Source organism: Streptomyces sp. NPDC002209, from assembly GCF_042890265.1.
In the GTDB taxonomy this organism is placed as follows: Bacteria; Actinomycetota; Actinomycetes; order Streptomycetales; family Streptomycetaceae; genus Streptomyces.
In genome coordinates this window covers 18,682-38,379 of sequence record NZ_JBIARX010000027.1, presented here as the reverse complement: position 1 = coordinate 38,379, position 19,698 = coordinate 18,682, and the positions used below count along the sequence as shown (strand labels likewise).

General features: G+C 68.7%; 11 protein-coding genes and 1 pseudogene. 7 read left to right on the top strand and 5 right to left on the bottom strand.

Annotated features, from left to right (window positions below):
* The first annotated feature begins 14 nt into the window (after window positions 1–14).
* The 5 genes and pseudogenes from pnuC to ACFYXK_RS31640 form a co-directional block, all read left to right on the top strand.
* Window positions 15–611, top strand: coding sequence for a nicotinamide riboside transporter PnuC (pnuC, locus tag ACFYXK_RS31660; protein WP_389414278.1), 597 nt, complete (start codon window positions 15–17; stop codon window positions 609–611).
* A complete protein-coding gene (locus ACFYXK_RS31655; RefSeq protein ID WP_389414277.1) occupies window positions 608–1,705 on the top strand; it encodes an AAA family ATPase in 1,098 nt (365 codons plus the stop codon). Before pnuC ends, ACFYXK_RS31655 begins: the two co-directional genes overlap by 4 nt.
* A complete protein-coding gene (locus tag ACFYXK_RS31650) occupies window positions 1,705–2,448 on the top strand; it encodes an NUDIX domain-containing protein (RefSeq protein WP_389414276.1) in 744 nt (247 codons plus the stop codon). The genes ACFYXK_RS31655 and ACFYXK_RS31650 overlap by 1 nt, the downstream gene beginning before the upstream one ends.
* Window positions 2,445–3,467, top strand: a complete 1,023-nt coding sequence (locus ACFYXK_RS31645; RefSeq protein ID WP_389414275.1) for an ADP-ribosylglycohydrolase family protein — start codon at window positions 2,445–2,447, stop codon at window positions 3,465–3,467. The genes ACFYXK_RS31650 and ACFYXK_RS31645 overlap by 4 nt, the downstream gene beginning before the upstream one ends.
* Window positions 3,468–3,646: 179 nt before the next feature.
* Window positions 3,647–4,503: pseudogene (locus tag ACFYXK_RS31640) on the top strand (tyrosine-type recombinase/integrase); the annotation flags it as partial.
* Between the two features lie 97 nt (window positions 4,504–4,600).
* Here ACFYXK_RS31640 and ACFYXK_RS31635 read toward each other — a convergent pair.
* Both ACFYXK_RS31635 and ACFYXK_RS31630 read right to left on the bottom strand, forming a co-directional pair.
* Window positions 4,601–4,996 (bottom strand): hypothetical protein, encoded by a 396-nt coding sequence (locus ACFYXK_RS31635; protein ID WP_389414274.1) that lies wholly within the window; start codon window positions 4,994–4,996, stop codon window positions 4,601–4,603.
* Window position 4,997: 1 nt separating this feature from the next.
* The gene (locus tag ACFYXK_RS31630; protein ID WP_389414296.1) at window positions 4,998–11,723 is read right to left on the bottom strand and encodes a polymorphic toxin-type HINT domain-containing protein; all 6,726 of its coding nucleotides are present in this window, start codon (window positions 11,721–11,723) and stop codon (window positions 4,998–5,000) included.
* Between the two features lie 553 nt (window positions 11,724–12,276).
* On the opposite strand from ACFYXK_RS31630, the gene ACFYXK_RS31625 reads away from it, so the two are divergent.
* Entirely contained in the window at window positions 12,277–16,689 is a 4,413-nt protein-coding gene (locus tag ACFYXK_RS31625; protein WP_389414273.1) for an FG-GAP-like repeat-containing protein, read from the top strand.
* An 82-nt stretch (window positions 16,690–16,771) separates the two neighbouring features.
* Here ACFYXK_RS31625 and ACFYXK_RS31620 read toward each other — a convergent pair whose 3' ends face one another.
* From ACFYXK_RS31620 to ACFYXK_RS31610, 3 genes are all read right to left on the bottom strand, one after another.
* Window positions 16,772–17,482: a DNA polymerase beta superfamily protein gene (locus ACFYXK_RS31620; RefSeq protein ID WP_389414272.1), complete on the bottom strand. Its 711-nt coding sequence runs from the start codon at window positions 17,480–17,482 to the stop codon at window positions 16,772–16,774.
* 28 nt (window positions 17,483–17,510) lie between these two features.
* Complete coding sequence (locus ACFYXK_RS31615; protein WP_389414271.1) at window positions 17,511–17,975, bottom strand: Rieske (2Fe-2S) protein; 465 nt, start codon at window positions 17,973–17,975, stop codon at window positions 17,511–17,513.
* Between the two features lie 93 nt (window positions 17,976–18,068).
* Window positions 18,069–18,410 carry a DUF952 domain-containing protein gene (locus ACFYXK_RS31610; protein ID WP_389414270.1) on the bottom strand — a complete coding sequence of 114 codons (342 nt, stop codon included), beginning with the start codon at window positions 18,408–18,410 and terminating at the stop codon, window positions 18,069–18,071.
* A gap of 165 nt (window positions 18,411–18,575) precedes the next feature.
* Here ACFYXK_RS31610 and ACFYXK_RS31605 point away from each other — a divergent pair, with 165 nt between their 5' ends.
* A complete protein-coding gene (locus tag ACFYXK_RS31605; RefSeq protein ID WP_389414269.1) occupies window positions 18,576–19,664 on the top strand; it encodes a prephenate dehydrogenase in 1,089 nt (362 codons plus the stop codon).
* Window positions 19,665–19,698: the final 34 nt, after the last annotated feature.

Below are 19,698 nucleotides of genomic sequence, written 5' to 3'. Positions count from 1 at the left end.
GAGGAGGGTCGGCCATGAGCTGGACCGAAATCCTGGGGTTCGCCACCGGAGCCCTGTGCGTCTGGCTCGTCGCCCGGCAGCACGTCGCGAACTGGCCGATCGGCATCGCCAACAACGTCTTCTTCATCGTGCTCTTCGCCCAGTCCGGCCTGTACGCCGACGCCGGGCTCCAGATCGTCTTCATCGCCCTCGCCGCGTACGGCTGGTGGTCCTGGACCCACGGGGGTGGACCAGGATCCGCAGAGGCCCTGCCGGTGCGCCGCACCACGCGCACCGAATGGGCCGTACTGGCCGCGGCGGGGGCGGTGGGGGTGCTCGGGCTGACGCTCCTGCTGGGCCGGGTCACCGACTCCACCGTCCCCTTCTGGGACGCGCTGACCACCGGGCTCTCGCTCATGGCCACGTACGGCCAGTGCCGCAAGCTCGTCGAGTCGTGGTGGCTGTGGATCGCCGCCGACCTCGTGTACATCCCGCTCTACGCCTACAAGGGGCTGTACCTGACCTCGGCCCTCTACGCCGGCTTCCTCGCGCTCTGCGTGGTCGGCCTGCTCGGCTGGCGGCGCACGCTGCCGGCGCAGGGCGCCCGTACGGTGGCGGAGGCGGCGGCGTGAGCGGCGCGAACGGGACCGAGCGCTTCGGGCACGGCCTGGTGCTCGGCAAGTTCTACCCGCCGCACGCCGGGCACCACCACCTCGTGCGCACCGCCCAGGAGCAGTGCGAGCGGCTGACCGTGCTGGTGTGCGCGGCCTCGGTGGAGTCGGTCCCGCTCGCCGACCGGGTGGCCTGGATGCGCGAGGCGCACCCGGGTGCGCAGGTCCTCGGCGCGGTCGACGACGTCCCGGTCGACCTGCACGACCCGGAGATCTGGGCGGCGCACATGGCGGTCTTCCGCAGCGCGGTCCCCGGGCCGGTCGACGCCGTCTTCACCTCGGAGGAGTACGGGACGGAACTCGCCCGGCGGTTCGGCGCCGAAGAGGTCCGCGTGGACCAGGGGCGCACCCGCTTCCCCGTCTCCGGCACGGCGGTACGGGCGGACCCGGTCGGGAACTGGCAGTTCCTGGGACCGGGCGTACGGGCCGCCCTGACCCGGCGGATCGTCGTGCTCGGCGCCGAGTCGACCGGCACGACGACCCTGTCGCGGGCGCTCGCGGCCCACTACCGGGCGCGCGGCGGGGTCTGGGCCGGGACGGGCTGGGTCGCGGAGTACGGGCGCACGTACAGCGAGGAGAAGCTGGCGGCGGCGCGTACCGCGGACCCGGCGGCGACCTGGGAGGACGTGTCGTTCACCTCCGCCGAGTTCCCGGTGATCGCGCGGCGGCAGGACGCGGAGGAGGAGCGGGCGGCCCGGACGGGCTCGCCGGTGCTGATCTGCGACACCGACTCCTTCGCGACCGGCATCTGGCACGAGCGGTACATCGGAGGGCGCAGCGAGGAGGTCGAGAAGATCGCCGCCCTGACGCCCCGGGACCTGTACCTCCTCACGGACCACGCGGACGTGCCCTTCGAGGACGACGGCCTGCGCGACGGACCGCAGCTGAGACCCTGGATGACGGACCGGTTCCGCGAGGAACTCGAGCGGACCGGCAGGCGTTTCCTGGTCATGCGCGGGGACCGCGGGGCACGGCTGGCGACGGCCGTCGCAGCCGTCGACGAACTGCTGGCCGGGGGCTGGCACTTCGCGGACCCGTTGCCGGAGCACCGGTGATGACGACGGCCTACGACCCGCACGCGTTCGAACCCTTCGCGGTGACGGTCGACCTGGCGGTGTTCACCGTACGGGGCGGGGCGCTGCACGTCCTGCTGATCCGGCGCGGCCAGGAGCCGTACGCGGGAGCCTGGGCGCTGCCCGGCGGCTTCCTGCTGCCCAGGGAGTCCGCGGAGACGGCGGCCCGCCGGGAACTGGCCGAGGAGACCGGCCTGCCGGAGGCGGTCGTCGCAGCCCTCCACCTGGAGCAGCTGCGCACGTACAGCGAACCGGACCGCGATCCCCGGATGCGGGTCGTCTCGGTGGCCTTCACCGCCCTGGTCCCGGACATGCCGGAGCCCGCGGCGGACGGCGGCGGCGACGCTGCCCAGGCGCGCTGGGTGCCGGTGGGCGAGGCCGGGAAGGCTGCGGAGGACCTGGCCTTCGACCACGCGCTGATCCTGGCGGACGCGCGGTCCCGGGTCGGCGCGAAGCTCGAGTACACCTGCCTGGCGACGGGGTTCTGTCCGCCCGAATTCACCCTCGGGGAGCTCCAGTCCGTCTACGAGACCGTCTGGGGCACCGCCCTGGACCGCCCCAACTTCCGCCGCAAGGTCCTGGCGACGCCTGGCTTCGTCGAGGCCGTGCCGGGAGCCGCCCGGCTGACCGGAGGCCGCGGCAAACCGGCCGCGTTGTACCGGGCGGGCCCGGCGACCACCCTCCACCCCCCGCTGCTGCGCCCCACGGAAGGACACCCGAAATGACTCCGACCCCGAAGAAGCGGGCGGCGACGGGAGCCCTCCTCGGCCTCGCCCTCGGCGACGCGCTGGGCTTCCCGACCGAGTTCAACGACGTCCCGTCGATCCTGGCGAAGACGGGCCCGTGGCGGGACATGGCGCTCCCCCGCCCGGCGATCGTCACGGACGACACCCAGATGACGCTGGCCCTGGCGCGCGGCATACGGACGGCGAACGACCGCGGCCGGGTCGGCCCGCTCCGCCTGGCCCGTCCGGTCCGGGAGGAGTTCGTCGACTGGTACCACTCCCCGGAGAACAACAGGGCGCCCGGCAACACCTGCCTGCGGGCGTGCAATCTGCTGAACGACCCTTCCCGGGACTGGCGGGACGCGAGCCAGATCGGCTCGAAGGGCTGCGGGGCGAACATGCGGGTGGCCCCGGTGGGCCTGGTCCCCGGCTGGACGCAGGAGGAACGCGCCGGCGCGGCCCAGCTCCAGTCCGCCCTGACCCACGGCCACCCGACGGCGCTGGCCGCCTCGGACCTGACGGCCCGGGCGGTGTACCTGCTCGCGCAGGGCACGGAGGTGACGGGCCTGGTCGGCCAACTCCGCTCGTACGCCCTGCACCACCGCACCCACTACCACGAGCGCTGGCTGGGCGACCTCTGGATGCGCACGGCCTCGGACGCGACCCCGGAGTCCTTCATCGCGCGCGGCTGGGACGACTGCCTGTCGGTCCTGGACCGCCTGACGGCCGCCCTGCGGACCCCGTCCCCGGAAACGGACCCGTGCCTGACGACGGGCGACGGCTGGATCGCGGAAGAGGCCCTGGCCACGGCCCTCCAGTGCTTCCTCCTCTTCCCGGAGGACCCCCTGACGGCCCTGCGCCGCGCAGCCTGCACGCGGGGCGACTCGGACTCCATCGCCTGCCTGGCCGGCGCCTTCGCCGGCGCCCACCTCGGCGCGGACGTCTGGCCCCGCGACTGGGAGGGCCGCATCGAGTACCGCGACGAACTCCTGTCCTTCGGCGCCCTCTGGGACGAGTGACAGGAGCCCGACACGAGAGCCCTCGCCGGAGTGTGATTCCGGCGAGGGCTCTCGCGCGTACGTCGGGTCAGGAGCCGACGACGAGGACCAGCGCGATGCAAATGACCATACAGACGGCACAGCCGTCGTGCTGGTCATGCCCGCGTCCAGCGCTGGACCGTGGGGTGTCCGCCGTGGAGGCCCAGCCTCGCTGCTCCGCCGTCGGCCAGTGCTGTCGCAAGCTGCTCTCCCCGCCGACGGTCACCTACCCCCACTCCGTGCCCAAGTCCGCCCAGAGCACGCCGTACGTGAGGAAGAGATCACGCGCAATGTCGCCCGCAACGTCCGCACGGGTACGCCGCGCCCCCGTCGGCTCGAACCGCTCACGACAGATGAAGCCCGCCAGTTCCTCGCTGCTGTCCGCGACGACCGCCTGTTCGCGCTGTACGAACTCGCCCTCCGCACCGGACTCCGCAAGGGCGAACTCCTCGGACGCCAGTGGGAAGAGCTCGACCTCCATAAGGGCACTGCCAGCATTCGCCGCACCCTCCAACGCAGCCAGACCGGCGGGCTGACTGCCCTGCCCACCAAGACCCGTGCATCCGAACGCCGCATCGCCCTCCCCGGCGAGTGCATCCACTCGTTGAAGGAACACCGTGAAGTACAGAAGCGAGAGCGTGGGGCGACAGTGGAGGGCTGGAAAGGCAACGGCCTCGTCTTCAGCACGCCGGCAGGAGGGCCGATCGATCCGGCGAACCTCAATCGCGGCTTCCGCACTCTCCTCGATCGGGCAGGGCTCCGCCACATCCGCTTCCACGACCTCCGCCACTCCAGGGCCACCCTGCTCCTGGAGCAAGGCGTCGAACTCGTCGTGATCAAAGAGCTTCTCGGCCACGCCCACATCGGCGTCACGACCACCGTGTACGCCCACGTCCGACTCCGCCTCCAGCGCAACGCCGTCGACCTCCTCAGCCGCGCTCTCCAGGTCTCCAACGAGACCACCAGCCAGCACGACGACCGCGACGAGCCACCACTCCGTGCACCTCCCATCCGCTGACGTTGCCGTCAACTACTGCCGTCAGACGCCCCAACACACACAAGAGGCCCCACCGGAATCAAACCCGGTGGGGCCTCTCATATTTCGCTGCTATTGCTCAGCCCAGCGCCACATTCCAAACGCCGAATACCTCAACAAAATCCGGAGTCCGAATGATCAGATTCGGCGATCCTGGCCTGGAGGACAGGAGCTCATCGACGATGCTGCGCGCCTTGGCCGAGCCGAGTCCGCCAGATACCGGCCAAACATGGCCGCCTTGATCGTTCTCCCCGAACTCTTCGCGCAGGATTGAGCTATCCGGATCCGGAATCACCCAGAGGGCGAAGAGTCGGTCGTCGAGAGTCGTAGTTTCCAGCCGCTCCGCAAACAGCTTGAAGTACCAGCAGGAGTTTCCACCCCTGCGCCTCGCGATCCCTTCGATTGGCCCATCGCGCCAATCGAAGATGACTAGAACCTGCAGGTGGTCAAGCTTCTCTACCGAGCTCTCGCTCACCTTACCTCCGCCCAAACACGGTATTGAAATCTCTTTGAACCGTCGAGTCTACCGGTTTCGGAATTATCAGCGTGTGATGCATAGGGAGATTTCGAGTGGGGGTGAAGATTAGCGAGAACCCTGCCGCCTCTATTTGCTCCTTGGTTGCTATAGATGCACCTTCAAACCGACCGTCGACCGCTCGCACCGACAGTCCATGCCCGAATGACTTCGGGTTCTCTTCCGCCTTTTGCGCTTGGGTGGAGAGTCGCCCGGTGCTTTCCTTGCTGGTTCCGAGCCTCGCAAAGCTCTGATCAGAACTGCATATGCATGGCTGGCCAAACTCCGGGCCGCCGGGACCACAGTTGTGGACGAGGACTGGGGTGGCGCCTGCCAGCACATAGTACGTGTGGAGGTCGGCGATAGTTAGGTTGTATGTCTTGGCGTGCTGGGTGTACGGCTCATTGCCTGTGATGATGGCCGTATCGCCGGAGCTGGTGAGCAGTGACATGCCCGGGGTCAGCTCTGCAGCTGCCATCCATGCGTTCTGGGACGGCGACCAGAACGGGTGCTCGTGGGTGGCGGTGAGTTGTTCGATGCCATCGCGCGTCGCGATGGACAGCTTGTTGAAATGCTTGTCGTCTTCTGTGACGATCAGGCTGGTTACCGGATGATCTGAGGTTTCTCCGGAGCGAGGGTCGGTCGACAGTACTTCATCGCCGACTTCGATCGTTTCAATATTCTTGGTGGTACCGTCGGCCATCAAGACTTTGGTACCTGCGAGGAAGCATTTGTTGCAATCCCCAGAGGACCTCTTTCCGTCGCGAAGTCTGATGCCGCCTGCGCTCCCTCCAGGGATCTCGAAGGGGGCAATGTCTCCATGTTTTAGCTTTGCTAGTTGGTTCTGCTCGGTGTAGTAGGCGTAATCGGCGCAGTCGGTTTCCTGGCATGCGTTGAGAAGTGCCACGGTTTGCGCAACCCACAGGGATTCCCTGTCGTCGTCAATGAGGAACCTTATCTCGTTGTCCAGCTGCCTCCTGTATATGTTGAGGAACTTTGCCGTTACCTTCTTGGGCAGGTGGATCGATGTGTTTCGCGGTGTGAGCCAGATGTGGTCGTTTCTCGTGCCTCTGTAGCTGACATCGCGGCTGCTGTTGTAGTCCCCCGTTATTCCCTTTTTGCGGGTCTCGTCGTCGACGTCCTTCTTGTCGTCGCGGGGGTTGTAGTGGCCGTCGCAGTGGCCGTGGTAGCAGTCGGCCTCCTGGAGGCCCGACGGGTCGCTCAGGGAGACCGGGTTGTTGCTGGAGTAGACGTACCCGTGCAGCTGCTGCGAGTTGGTCAGGTCCATGATCGGGTCGACCGAGATGAAGCGGCCCGTGGACGGGTCGTATTCGCGGGCTCCGAGGTGGGTGAGGCCGGTGTCGGTGTCCTTGGTGCCGCCGACGAAGCCCTTGTCGCCTGCCCACGCGGTGGGTTTGGGGCCGCGGTCGTCGCCGAAGATGCCGGTCTTGCGGCGGGTGACGGCCTGGGTGGCGTCCGCCGTGATCTGGGTGGTGCCCGTGCCCTGGTAGTTGGCCAGCAGGAACGTCAGCTTGCCGTTCTCCCGCATCGCCACACCGCCGTAGTAGCGGGTGCCCTTGACCGCACCGGTCTTGTCGAGGCGGAGTTCATTGCCGCCCGGCAGGTAGAGGGTGGTGCCCGTCGAGTCCTTCCGGAGCAGGCGCTGGCCGGAGGCGTCGTAGGTGAAGTTGTCGCTCGAGGTGCCCTGGTTGAGGGCCTTGAGGTGGCCTTCGGCGTCCCAGTCCAGGTACTGGGTCTCGTTGGTGCCGCTCTTGCGGGTCTTGGTGTTGCCGGAGGCGTCGTAGGTGAAGGTCTCGTCGTGCGGGTCGGTGCCGGTCTGGGTGACCTTGGGCAGGTCGTGCTTGCCCGCAGTCGGAGCAGTGTAGGTGCGGACGGTGTCGGCGGTCGGGCCCGAGGCCGTCTTGTGCTTGGTCTCGGTCTTGCGGTTGCCGACCGCGTCGTACGTATACGTGGTCCAGTACGGGTCCTCGCCACCGATGACCGGGGCTGACGGGGACGCCGCACAGGTTTCGCCGGTGTTGGTCCAGGCCTGGGTGATGCGGTTCAGGGCGTCGAGGTTGACGCACTGGGTGTCGGTGGTGCGAGTGGTGTCCTGACCGTAGGCCGTGGCGATCGAGGTGATCCCTCCGGCCAGGTTGTAGCCGTACTTGGTGTCCTCGATGCGCTGCGGTGCGGCGTCGCGGTCGGTGTAGGAGCGACTGATCGCACCGGTGTGCTCGTCGTACTCCGTGGACCTGTACAGCCGCTGGCCGAGGGCACCCATTTCCTGTCGGGTGCTGCGGCCGTAGTGGTCGTACGTCATGGCCGACACCAGTCGGCTGTTGCCGGCGGCCATGCTGTTGAGCAGGCCGGAGACGCTCTTGTACGTGCTGCTGACCGTCTCGGCGGGCAGGTCGCCCATGGCGGGCTGCTTGGACGTCAGGAGCTGACCGGAGTTGTTGTAGGTGTTCGTCCAGTTGTAGGTGCCGGCCAGGGCACCCGTGTCGGACGTGGCCGGGACGGTCACCTTCGAGGTGAGCGGCTGGTAGAAGGCGTCGTAGCCCGTCACCTCCGACTCGAAGGCCTTGCCGTCCACATAGCGGGTCGACTTCGTCGGCTGGCCCTTGGCGACCGTGTCGTAGACGGTCGAGGTCAGGGTGGTCGCGCCCTGGTTGGTCGCAACCGCCCGGCCGAGCACGTCGTAGTCGGTGTGCAGGGTGACGTTACGGGCGTCGGTCACATCGGTGACCCGGCCGCCGACGTCGTAGGCGGTCCTGGTGGTGCCCTTGTCGGGGTCGCTCGACTCCGTCTGCAGGCCGCGGACGTCGTAGGTGTACGTCCACTTCGCGTCGCCCGGGTCGGTGACCTGGGCCAGCTGCCCGAGCTTGTTGTAGGTGTACGAGGTGGCCTGGGACGTGGTCCGGGCCGCGTCCGTGTACTGCCTGAGCTCCACCGTGCGGCCCAGCGCATCGATGACGGTGGTGCTTGCCGTCCCGCCCTGCGGCGGGACGACCGTGGTCGTGTCGCCCGTGTAGCTGGTGTCGGTTCGCTTGGTCGCCGTGCCGAACTTCTTGGCGATGACCGCGGTGACGCGGCCCGCCCCGTCGTACTCGGTGTCCACGGAGGCCGGATATGCCGTCTGCTGGCCCGTGACCAGTACGGCTTCGGGTGCCCCCTCGGCGTAGTAGGTCCCGGAATTTCGCCAGGCCAGGCCACGGGTGTCGTAGAACACCTCGGAGATCAGACGGCCGGCAAGGTCGGGCGACTGCGTCTGGGTCTGCCGCTCGCGCAGCAGACCGTCCTGGATGGAGTAGGTGACGGAGTACTTGGAGTCGTGGGTGAGCGTTTTCGACGTCACGACGATCGGGCCGTCGTTGCGGACGAGGTACTCGAAGACGCGGCTCGGCCCGGCGGGGTACGTGGCCGCCGGGCGGTTCGGCAGCCACACCTTGGTGAGGCGGCCCAGGGCGTCGTACTCCGACTCCGTGACCTTGCCGTTGGCATCGGTGACCTGACGCGGCAAGGAGCGGAGCGGGTCGACCGACGAGGACGTGGCGTGGCCCATGGGGTTGGTCACCACCATGGCGGTCGGCGCCTCGCCGGCGGCCGGGGTGTACGCGGTCGTCGACACCTTGCCGTACGCATCGGCCGATGCGAGCTGGCGGCCGTAGATGTCGTAGCAGGGCTGGTCCTTGGCGGGACCGCAGGTGCTGGGGACCGAGGACACCGGGTCGTAGCCGTCACCCGTGCCGTTGATCTTTTCGATCTTGGTCATCAGGCCGGGGCCCGGAACCGTACCGAGCGCTCCGTTGTCGAAGTACGTACGGGCGTCGTTGATGACATCCGCCGGGCGCGACACTGCCGCACCGCAGGGAGCTGCGACCGTCTCGACCCGGCTGACCTTGTTCAGGATCCACGACGTGGTGTTGCGCGCGTAGCTGGTGGCGGTGCACTGCTCGTCGCCGGTCTTGGCCGTGTCTCCACTCAACGAGACCCAGTCGATCATTCCGTAGTCGTCGGCGTGCATGGTCTTGTCGGTGGTACGGGTACCGCCGGTGACCGTGGTGCGCGTCGACTCCTTCTCCGTGCCGGTCTTGTACGAGACGAGGTCGGGGAGACCAGGGCGGGTGCGGGTCGCGCCGGGTGCCGAACGCCACGGGGTGTACGAGGTGGCGGTGATCAGCTTGCTGGTGTCGTCGCCGTTGTACGTCGCCGTCTCGCGCGGGCTGCCCGCGAACTCCGGGCGGTCGGTCACCGCCACGCCGGCCGAGTCCTTGACCTCCTTGCCGTCGAGGCCGCGGAAGTAGCGGGTCTCCGAGAGGGTCTTGAGGTCGCTTGCGGCGCCGGTGCGGGTCTGGACCCGCTCGTAGCCGCGAGCCACCGAGTGGACCCGGTCCTCGGCCTTGGTGAGCTCATCCGTGCTCTTCTCCCAGGCGGCTCCGCCCAGGTAGTCGTACGAGGTCACCTTGTCCGGTGAGTCCGCCAGGTTGTCGCCCTCGACGATCTGGGTCACCACGTAGGTGTTGAACCAGTCCAGCTTGGCCGTGTCACCTTCGAACACCCACTTGACCGGGTAGCAGCGCGTCGTGTTCGTCTCGTCGGGCTTGGGCAGCGTGGCGGCCGTGCAGTCGGGCTTGGAGTAGGTGACACCGATGGTGCCCCCGGTCTCCGTGGTCACCTGGTACATGCGCAGCCGGTAGAACGCTGCAAGGCCGTCGCCCGTTTCGTCGACGCGGTTGGCCTTCTGCTCGCCGGCGAAGGTGACCGGCTTCAGGGGGACGTCCTCGCCGTCGCCGGCCTTGCCCGTGCGCGTGATGGACTTCAGCCACAGCGGAGTGGACAGGCCGTCACCGGACGGCGGGAAGTCCTGCTCCAGGGTCCAGGAGTCGACGTCCTTGTACGCTCCGCCGGTCAGGATCTTCGTGTCGATCCCGGTGAGGCGTACGCGCGACCAGAAGGTGGGCGAGTTCTGGTCCTTGCACGCGGTCGAGCCGTCCTTGCAGAACAGGTCGAACGGGGAGTCCTTCCAGTTCGGCGCGTTCGTCTCGTCGAAGGTGGAGCAGCCGGTCAGGCAGCGCTCCGACACACCGAACGTGACCTGCCCCATCGCCTTGGCGGTGTACACCGAGTCGGCGCGCAGGCCGTAGTCGATGTGGTCGAGCCAACCGCCGCGGACGTACGGCGTGACCGTGCCCTTGCCCGTCGTCGCCGACACATTGCGCGTGTAGTTGTTCGTTTCGGTCTTCCAGTAGTACGCCATGGCGTCACCGCCGGGAGCGACCACGTAGTCGAGCTGCCAGCGCCAGGCCTGCTGGCACCAGCCGTTCGCGAACGAGGCGTTGTAGCACGGCTCGCCCGCCTGGTTGCCGAACACCGGGACGGTCCACGTGGAGTTCGTCGTCGGTGTGGTCGAGTCCTTCCAGCCCGGAAGCCGGTTCAGGCCGAAGAAGTACTGGGTGCCGTCGGCCGTGGTGACCTTCCAGTGCTCACCCACGCCGTCGGCACCGGCGGTGCCCTGGTCTCCGTTCGACGCGCCGGTGAGCTTTTCCACCTTCTCGTTCGAGTCGGACGCCGGGTGCCAGCCCTTCCCCTGCTGGTACACCAGCTCCGTGGACTTGCCGTTCAGCGACAGCGTGGCGTTGTCGTTGAACCAGCACAGGTCCCCGACCTTGGTGGTGTTCGTCCCACCGGTCTTGTCGTCCTCGCAGGACTTGTACTTGCGCTCGATGAAGCCGGGCTCCCAGGACCAGCCGTCACCGATCCAGGAGGCCTGCGTGTTCGACGCGGCGGTCTTCCCGTCCACCGACTGGGAGCTGTAGCCCAGGCTGATCTTCGGGTCCAGGCCGCCCGGGACGGTCGGCACGTCGACGTTGTACGACCAGGAGAACGCGCCGGTCGAACCGCCCGCGTTCCAGGACCCGGAGGACTGCAGCGAGGTCGCCTTGTAGTCGCCCGTCGGGCCGGACGTGTCAGCCGTGGCCGCAAGGACCATGGAGCTCGGCGTGGCGGCTGCCGTCGCGGACATCGACTTGTCGGCCGACTTGCCTGCGGGTGCCGTCGTGCCCGGGGCGCTGATCTGCGCCGAGAGCTTGCCAGTGCGGGTGTCGTTCTTCGTCTTCAGCGGCTTCTGGGTACGGCACTCCGCGCGCTCGGGACTGGTCAGCGCACAGGCCGGGAGCTCCACCAGGTGCAGGCGGGCGGCATAGTCGCCGCCGTACGCACCGCGGAAGGAGTCGTAGTCCACCTCGACCTTGGCCGGGACGGAGTTCGGCGCGCCGTCCGATCGGCCGACCGACAGCAATAAGCCGTCGACGCCCGCCTTGCGGGCGGCGTCCTTGTCGGCCACCGAGACCTTGACCCTGCCGGGGTCGGTGACACCGGCTGTCGGAGCGCTCCGTGAAAGGGCCGACTTGGCCAGCCCCGCATCGGCAGGGGAGACCGTGACCGGCAGCTTGCCGGCGCGCCCACCCGTGGCCAGAGCGACCTCGGCCGAGCCGGGAGCCGGCCAGGATGCCTTTGGTTTCTGTTTCTTCGATGAATTGGCGGCCGCCGCGTCCGGGCGCTTCGTACCACCTGCGGCGACCTTCGTCACCGGGACCGCCTTGGGCTGCTTGAGCCCCGGCAGCGGCAGGCCGTTCTTGACTTCTGCTGCTACTGCTGCACCGGGCAGCACGCCGGCGAGGACCACGGCAGTCAATGCTGCAGAAAGTCCTCGCGTGCGAAATCGTCTCACACCCCACCCCAACTGCTGTATTGAAATTATCGGAGCGCAGACTAACAGGGTTTATTCGGGGAATCGGACGTGCCGTCAGATCGCATGAATTGCCGTTGTTTGCTCCTAATAAATGCAAAGACGACGTTGTTGTGAAAAAACGGACACACCTGTGCCGGTGCGGTGAAGCCGCAGGTGGGGATGCCTGGCGTGGGTGGTGTGGCGGTAGAGTCGCGCCCGTTATCAACCCAGTATCAAATGGTGGGGAGTTTGCGTGGTGGAGGGGAGACCCCTTTGGGGTCGGCGAAAAATGGGCCCTATTTCGGCCGGTATCTCTCTTGCTCTTGTGGGGGGAATGACTGCGACGGGATTGTTCGTTCTGGCTCCGACGGCAGCTGTCGCAGCGTCGGCCGATCCTGTTGCCGACGGTTCGATGAGTGCAGAGGACTTCGCTCTGAAGAAAGCGAAGGAGACCGGGCAGCCTTACGAACTGGTCAAGGCGCGGACACAGTCTTCGGACACATGGGCCATGCCGACGGGCAAGTGGTCCGTGAAGCGGTACGGAACTCCCGTGCGCGTGCGGCGCGGCGGTGCCTGGGTGGCGACCGACCCGACGCTGCAGTTCACGGCGAACGGGACCGTCGCCTCGAAGGCGGTCGCCGGTTCGGTGACGTTCTCCGGCGGCGGCACCGGGCCGTTCCTGTCAGGCGTGAAGGACGGCCGGACGTTCTCGCTGACGTGGCCGAAGGCATTGCCGAAGCCGACGCTGTCCGGGAACGTGGCGACGTACGCGAACGTGCTGCCCGATGTGGACCTGCAGCTGAAGGCCGAGGTCGAGGGCTTCTCGCAGCTGCTGATCGTGAAGACGGCCGCTGCTGCCAAGCACCCTGACCTTGCGACGCTGAAGTTCAAGCTGGACGTGGTGGGCCTCAACGTCTCCACGGACGGAACGACCGGGCTGATCAAGGCGGTCAACCCGGCCGGACAGGACGTGTTCACCGCGTCCACGCCGATGATGTGGGACTCCACGACCACCGCGGGCCCGGCTCCCACGGCCAAGACCGCCGCGTCCCGTGCGCTGGTGGCCGCGGAAGGCACCCCGCCGGCGCCGTCGGACGTGTTCGTGGCGCCGTCCGGGGCCAAGGACGCCCAGATGCCCACGACCGTCTCGGGCGGAACGCTGGAGATCAAGCCGGACCAGGCACTGCTGACCGGCGCAGCCACCAAGTACCCCGTCTACATCGACCCCTCCGTCGCGTGGAGCGAGCACCACAACTGGGCCTGGGCCTACCGCAGCTGGCCGAACAACTCCTACTGGAACACCAAGGAAGACGTCCGGGTCGGCTACGAGAGCGACACGAACGGCCTGTCGCGTTCGTTCTTCGAGCTCGACACCGCCAAGCTCAAGGGCACCCGGATCACCAAGTCGACGTTCCGGATCAAGGAGACGTGGGCCTGGTCCTGTACGCCGACCCCGATCGAGCTGTGGAGCACCGAGGCGATCTCACCGAAGACGACCTGGAACAACCAGCCCAAAAGGGGCCGCATGCTCGACACCGTGAAGGCCGCCAAGGGCCGTCCCGAATGCGGTGCGGGCAATCTGGAGTTCGATGCGACCTCCATCGCACAGGAGGCGGCCTCCAACGGCTGGAACTCCGTCACGCTCGGCCTCTACGCGCCGGAGGAGAGCGACCAGTACCAGTGGAAGCGCTTCGACCCGAAGACCATCATGCTGGAGACCGAGTACAACAACCCGCCCGGAACTCCGTCCGGTCTGGGTACCTCGCCCGCAACGTCGTGCACCGATGGCGGAGCGATCGGCAACACTCGCATCGCTCTGTACGCGAAGGCCGAAGACGCGGACGGCGGCAACCTGCAGGCCGAGTTCCAGCTCTTCAAGGCCGGCCAGAGCACGCCGGTCGCCACACAGGCGCTTCCGGCGCTCAGGGGGCGCGTGGTGACGTGGGCGGTCCCTGACGAGACCTTGGCGAGCGGGTCCTACAGCTGGAACGTCCGCGTCACGGACCAGGACAATGCGTCTTCCGCCTGGTCTCCCACCTGCACGTTCGCAGTGGACCGGGACAGGCCCAGCCGTCCGCCCGCGGTCAGTTCCGCCCAGTTCCCCGACGGGTCGGCGGGATGGCCCCCCACGACCGGCGTGGCTCGTAAGCCGGGCTCCTTCACTTTCGGTGCCAATGGTGCGACGGACCTGAAGGAGATCTGGTACTACACCGATGACCAGCCGCGGCTGAAGTCGGTGGCACCCAACGCCAGCGTCGACATCACCCCGCCCGGTGCCGGCCCGCACCACGTCTACGCCTACAGCGTCGACAAGGCCGGCAACCGCTCCGACACGTCCACCTACACGTACTACGCCAAGCGCTCGCAGGCGTTGGACGGTCCGGGTGACCTCAACGGCGACGGCAACCCCGACATCTGGACCCTCGACGCCAAGGACCAACTCCTGACCTACACCGGACAGGGGAACGGCACCTTCGTCCGGGCGAAGACGGAAGACGGCAGGACGGCGTTCGGCGGAGCCCAGATCGCCTACCAGGGCGACTGGGACGATGACGGCGACAACGACCTCGTCTCCCTGCAGTACGTTTCGATCGAGGGCAAGAAGCAGCTCTCGAGGTATTCGAACACCGGTCTGGGATCGGTGGACAACCAAATCGTTCTGAACGTGAACCGGGCGGAGAACGACCACTGGTACAACGCGGAACAGGTCGTCGCTCCCGGAGACATCGACGGGGACGGGTCGCAGGACCTGTTGGTCAAGCAGGGCAAGCAGCTCTGGGCGTACTACGGCAGCCTCGGCGCCCTTGACGAGACGGAACCCGTGCTCGTCGGCAACGGCGATTGGGACAGGTTCACCGTCATCGCACCCGGTGACCTCAACGGCGACAAGGTCCCGGACCTCTGGCTGCGGGAAAACGTCACCGGCGACCTCTTCCGGACTTACGGGAGCAAGGGACCGGACGGCAACCTCGACCCCACTGCTTGGGGCAGCACCGCCGCGCGTGTCAAGATCGGAACCGGCTTCGACGAAGCCACGTATCCGAGCCTGGGCTCGGTCGGTGACATCACCAGCGATACGTTCCCCGACCTGTGGGCCCGCAAGGGCGGCAAGGTCGTGGCGTGGCCGGGCAAGGAGCCCGACGCCAACGGACTGTCCTTCGGAGCCGAGTTGGTGATTGCCGCCCAGCTCGGCGACGTACCGGTGGCCGGCACTGAAGTAGGAAACGCCGACGACCGCGTCCGCTGGGCGGACTTCGACGGTGACGGCAGGCTCGACTACACCCTGATCGCAGATGACGGGACCGTTTCGGTCTGGGTCAACAACGGTGGCGACGGAGCCGGCGGCTGGAAGCTGCTGGGCCAGGTCTTCAAGGGCCCTGCCGCCGACCGCTCGCAGGTGCACCTCGTGGACTTCGACGGAGACGGCAAGTCCGACTACGTGCTGGTCAATGCCAACGGATCGTTGAGCGTCCATCTCAACAAGGGCGGGGGCAGCAGCGGTTGGAAGGACATCGGCCAGGTCTTCGCCGGTGCGACCACCGACCGCACGAAGGTCCGCCTCGTCGACTTCGACGGCGACGGCAAGTCCGACTACCTGGTCTACGGCGACGGCGGCGACGTGAGCGTCCACCTCAACAAGGGCGGCGACGGAAACGGTGGCTGGCAGGCCCTCGGCAGGGTGGCGGGAGGCGCGACCTCGGACCGTACCCGCGTGCGCTGGGCCGACTCCAACGGTGACGGCAAGGCCGACTACCACGACATCAAGGACAACGGCGGAGTCGACGCCTACCTCAACCAGGGCGGCGACGGAGCCGGCGGCTGGAAGTCGCTCGGCCAGGTCACCACCGGCTTCACCACGAACCGCCAGCTCGTCCAGTTCGGGGACTTCACCGGCGACGCCAAGGCCGACTACATCCTCGCCGGGCCGAACGACAGCGCCACCGTCCACGCCTGGAACGGTGGAGACAACAACAGCAGCAGCGGCTGGATCGCGCTCGGCACCGTCATGGCGGGAGCCGACGCCCACCCCGCGCCGTCCTCGGCCTTCTTCCACTCCATCAAATCGGCGACCGGCGGCTGGGCACCCTTCAGCCAGCTCGAAGGTGTGGGCCATGCCGGCTACTTCCAGGGATCCGAAAGCGCGATCACCTCGACGCCGGACGGGTCGGTCCAGGTGCTGGGTACAGGCACGGACGGGAAGCTCTACCACGTGGCCCGATACCCCAACGGCCACTGGAGCAGCTGGGGAGCGATCGGCGGGGCGACCAGCGGCTCGACGTGGGCCTCTAGGGGCGAGGCCATCGCAGGCATGCCCAACGGCGACGCGCAGGTGATCTCCATCGGATCCGACGGACGGATCTACCACAACGCCCGCTACCGCAACGGTTCCTGGCAGGGCTGGAATCCCGTCTCGACCTGGAGCGCCCGCGCCGTTGCCGCGACGGGGATGCCGAACGGCGATCTGCAGGTCGTGATCATCGGACTCGACGGCAAGCTCTACCACGCCGCCCGCTACGCCAACGGCTCCTGGCAGGGCTCGAACGCACTCACCGGGTACCAGGGCGCGACCGGGTTCGCCGCGTCGGCAGTGGCCATCGCCGGCATGCCCAACGGTGACGCCCAGCTCGTCGCCGTCGGCAACGACGGGCGTCAGTACCACGACATCCGTTTCGTCAACGGCTCCTGGCAGGGCTGGAGCCCGATCGGCGGAGCGGACAACGCCACCAGCGTGGCCATCACCGGCATGCCCAACGGTGATGCGAACCTCGTGGCCGTGGCCCCGGACGGGATCACTTACCACAACGCCCGCTATGCCGGCCGCAGCTGGCAGGGCTGGGTTGCCCCGGGGTTCGTTGCGAACGATGCAGGGATCACCGGAACCGCCAACGGGGACGTGCACATGCTCGTCAGCCATCGCTGACCCCGTGCGCCCCTTGGGGGCCACCTGAAACCCGACCGGCCCGGACTGCTCGAAGTCCGGGCCGGTCGGCCGTTGTGGTCGGCTACGCGGAGGCGCCGGCCCGGCGGGTGCGGAGGAGGAAGTCCTCTACTCGGGCCAGGTCCGGTTCCGGGGGCAGGGGGGTGGTCGCCAGGGCCGATTCCGATTCCGCCGTCAGGCGGGTCATCCAGGTGTCGACCTCCGGCCAGGTGAGTTCGCCGCGTTTGACCGACAGGAGGCGGTCACGGTGCTCGGTGGCGTCGATCGTCAGCCGGCCCGTGCGCAGGAGGTCGCGGCAGGACAGGAGCAGGCGCAGCAGGTGCATGGCGTGCTTCCAGCGCGGGGCGCCGTGGACGCGGACGTCCGCGACGAGTTTGGCGTGCTGGGAGGCCGCGTACCGGGTGAAGGTGGTGTGGGCCCGGCGGGAGAGGAAGGCCTCCCGGAGGGAGAGGAGTTCCTCGCCCACCGGGGTCAGCCGTTCCACCAGCGGGGAGTGCAGGCACTCCAGGATGTTCGGGTTGGCGCGCAGGGCGAGTTCGCAGAAGCGTTCCAGCTCCCAGGAGAACTCCTCCTCCCGCGGGCCCTCCACGTGCGTCGGCGGCTTCTCGAAGCGCCAGAAGAGAGGGGTCGGGGCCAGGTAGACCCCGCGCCGGTCGGTGTCGCTCGCCTCCGTCGCCAGGCCGAACGCCCGGGAGCCCATGACGCACGCGTAGACCGTGTGGTCGCGTACGAGGGTGAGGTCCAGGGCTTCCGCGGGCGTCGTCGGCTCGTTCATCCGGGGAGCGTAGGCGGGCGCGGCCGCTCTACGCGAGCGAGATATTGCCGTCCGGGGCCACCGTGATCTGCTTCTCCGCCAGGGGGCGGGTGGCCGGGCCGTGCGCCACGGCGCCGTCCGCGATCTGGAACTTGCTGCCGTGGCAGGGGCAGTCGATGGTGCCGGCCTCGACCTTGTTCACGAGGCAGCCCTGGTGCGTGCACACCGCCGTGAAGCAGCGGAAGGACCCGGCCGTGGGCTGGGTGACGACCAGCTTCTCCTCCTTGAGGATCGTGCCGCCGCCCACCGGTACGGCAGAGGACTTCAGCAGGGCCTTGCCCGCACCCGTCCCGGACGAGGGGGACTGCGCCGCCTGCGCGGTGGAGGCGCTGCCCGGCTCGCTCTTCGGGTTCTTCTCCTCGCCGCCGCACGCGGTGAGCGTGCCGCCGGCCAGCGCGGCGGCGGCACCTGCCACCAGTACCGTGCGGCGGGCTGTCGGCGTGGGGTCGCTCATGGGGTTGCTCCTCGATCCGGTCCGGGATGGGGGGATGGCGAGCAGCATCCTGGCGTGTCCCGGGCCGCAGGAGAAGCCCCCGCGCCGCCCGGCTCAGGAGCCCTGCCCCCACGGGGCCAGTTCCGCCGGACCGCCCGGCGCGCGGACGACCTCCCAGACGCGGACCACGGCCGCCCGGTCCAGCGGGCCGTGGACGTGCGGGTAACGGCCGCCGGATTCACCCTCGCGGCGGACCTCCGAGGTCAGGGCCCGCTCGTCGAGCTCGACGGCCAGCAGCGGACCCGGTACGTCGCGGTAGTGCGCATCCGCGATCTCGAGCACCGTCGGGCGGTCAGCCGAGCAGTGCACGAAGCCCTCCGAGTCGAGGGAGGAGGGGGCGTACGGAAGCTCGGGCGCGGCGGTCCAGTCGGCGAGCGGAACGATGTGGAAGATCATGCCGACGGTTCTACCGCAGCCGCCGCCGACTTCCCGTACGGCCCGGCCGCCGTCCCACATGACGGGCTGCCGGGCCCCCCTGCCGTCTGCGCTGGCTACGCTGGCCCTGACGTGCCGTTACCCGTCACCCGTCACGCACCCGTACCCGCATCCCTGGAGCGCCCCGTGAGAACCGCCGTCGTCATCGGAACCGGACTGATCGGCACCTCCGCGGCGCTCGCCCTGGCCGCCCGCGGCATCACCGTCCACCTCGCCGACCACGATCCCGCCCAGGCCCGTACGGCCGCCGCGCTCGGCGCCGGCACCGACGAGGCCCCCGAAGGCCAGGTCGACCTCGCGATCGTCGCCGTACCGCCGGCCCACGTGGCCGCGACCCTGGCCGACGCGATCGGCCGCGGCGTGGCCCGCGCGTACGTGGACGTGGCCAGCGTCAAGGGCGGGCCGCGCCGGGAGCTGGCGGCCCTCGGCGTGGACGTCACCGCGTACATCGGGACCCACCCCATGGCCGGCAAGGAGCAGTCGGGGCCGCTGGCCGCGACGGCCGACCTCTTCGAGGGCCGGCCCTGGGTGCTGACCCCGACCCGCGACACCGAACACGAGGTGCTCAACCTGGCGCTCGAGCTGGTGGCCCTGTGCAAGGCCGTACCGGTGGTCATGGACGCCGACGCGCACGACCGGGCGGTGGCGCTGGTCTCGCACACCCCGCAGCTGGTGTCCAGCATGGTCGCGGCGCGCCTCGAGGAGGCCGACGAGACGGCGGTGCGGCTGTGCGGGCAGGGGATCCGCGACGTGACGCGGATCGCCGCCTCCGATCCGCGGATGTGGGTGGAGATCCTCTCGGCGAACCCGGGCCCGGTGGCCGACGTCCTCGCCGGGATCGCCTCCGACCTGGAGACGACGGTCGACGCGCTGCGCGCCCTCCAGTCGGCGGACGTCGAGAAGCGGCGCGGCGGCGCGGCCGGCATCGAGGACGTGCTGAAGCGGGGCAACGCGGGCCGCGTGCGGGTACCGGGCAAGCACGGAGCGGCGCCCGTCGCGTACGAGACGGTCGCGGTCCTGATCAGCGACCAGCCGGGCGAGCTCGCGCGGATCTTCGCCGACGCCGGGCGGGCCGGGGTCAACATCGAGGACGTGCGCATCGAGCACGCCACGGGCCAGCAGGCCGGTCTCGTGCAGCTGATGGTCGACCCGAGGGCGGCCGCCGCCCTCACCGCGGAGCTGCGCGAACGGGGCTGGGCCCTGCGCCAGCAGTAGTCCCGCGGACCGCCTCCCCGGTACTGGGCGGCGC

Excerpts from the sequence above, each read along its gene's own strand:
- pnuC (WP_389414278.1), top strand. The coding sequence starts at position 15 with ATGAGCTGGACCGAAATCCTGGGGTTCGCCACCGGAGCCCTGTGCGTC.
- ACFYXK_RS31610 (WP_389414270.1), bottom strand. The coding sequence starts at position 18,410 with ATGATCTTCCACATCGTTCCGCTCGCCGACTGGACCGCCGCGCCCGAG.
- ACFYXK_RS31620 (WP_389414272.1), bottom strand. The coding sequence starts at position 17,482 with ATGAACGAGCCGACGACGCCCGCGGAAGCCCTGGACCTCACCCTCGTA.
- ACFYXK_RS31650 (WP_389414276.1), top strand. The coding sequence starts at position 1,705 with ATGACGACGGCCTACGACCCGCACGCGTTCGAACCCTTCGCGGTGACG.
- ACFYXK_RS31625 (WP_389414273.1), top strand. The coding sequence starts at position 12,277 with ATGCCGACGGGCAAGTGGTCCGTGAAGCGGTACGGAACTCCCGTGCGC.
- ACFYXK_RS31615 (WP_389414271.1), bottom strand. The coding sequence starts at position 17,975 with ATGAGCGACCCCACGCCGACAGCCCGCCGCACGGTACTGGTGGCAGGT.
- ACFYXK_RS31645 (WP_389414275.1), top strand. The coding sequence starts at position 2,445 with ATGACTCCGACCCCGAAGAAGCGGGCGGCGACGGGAGCCCTCCTCGGC.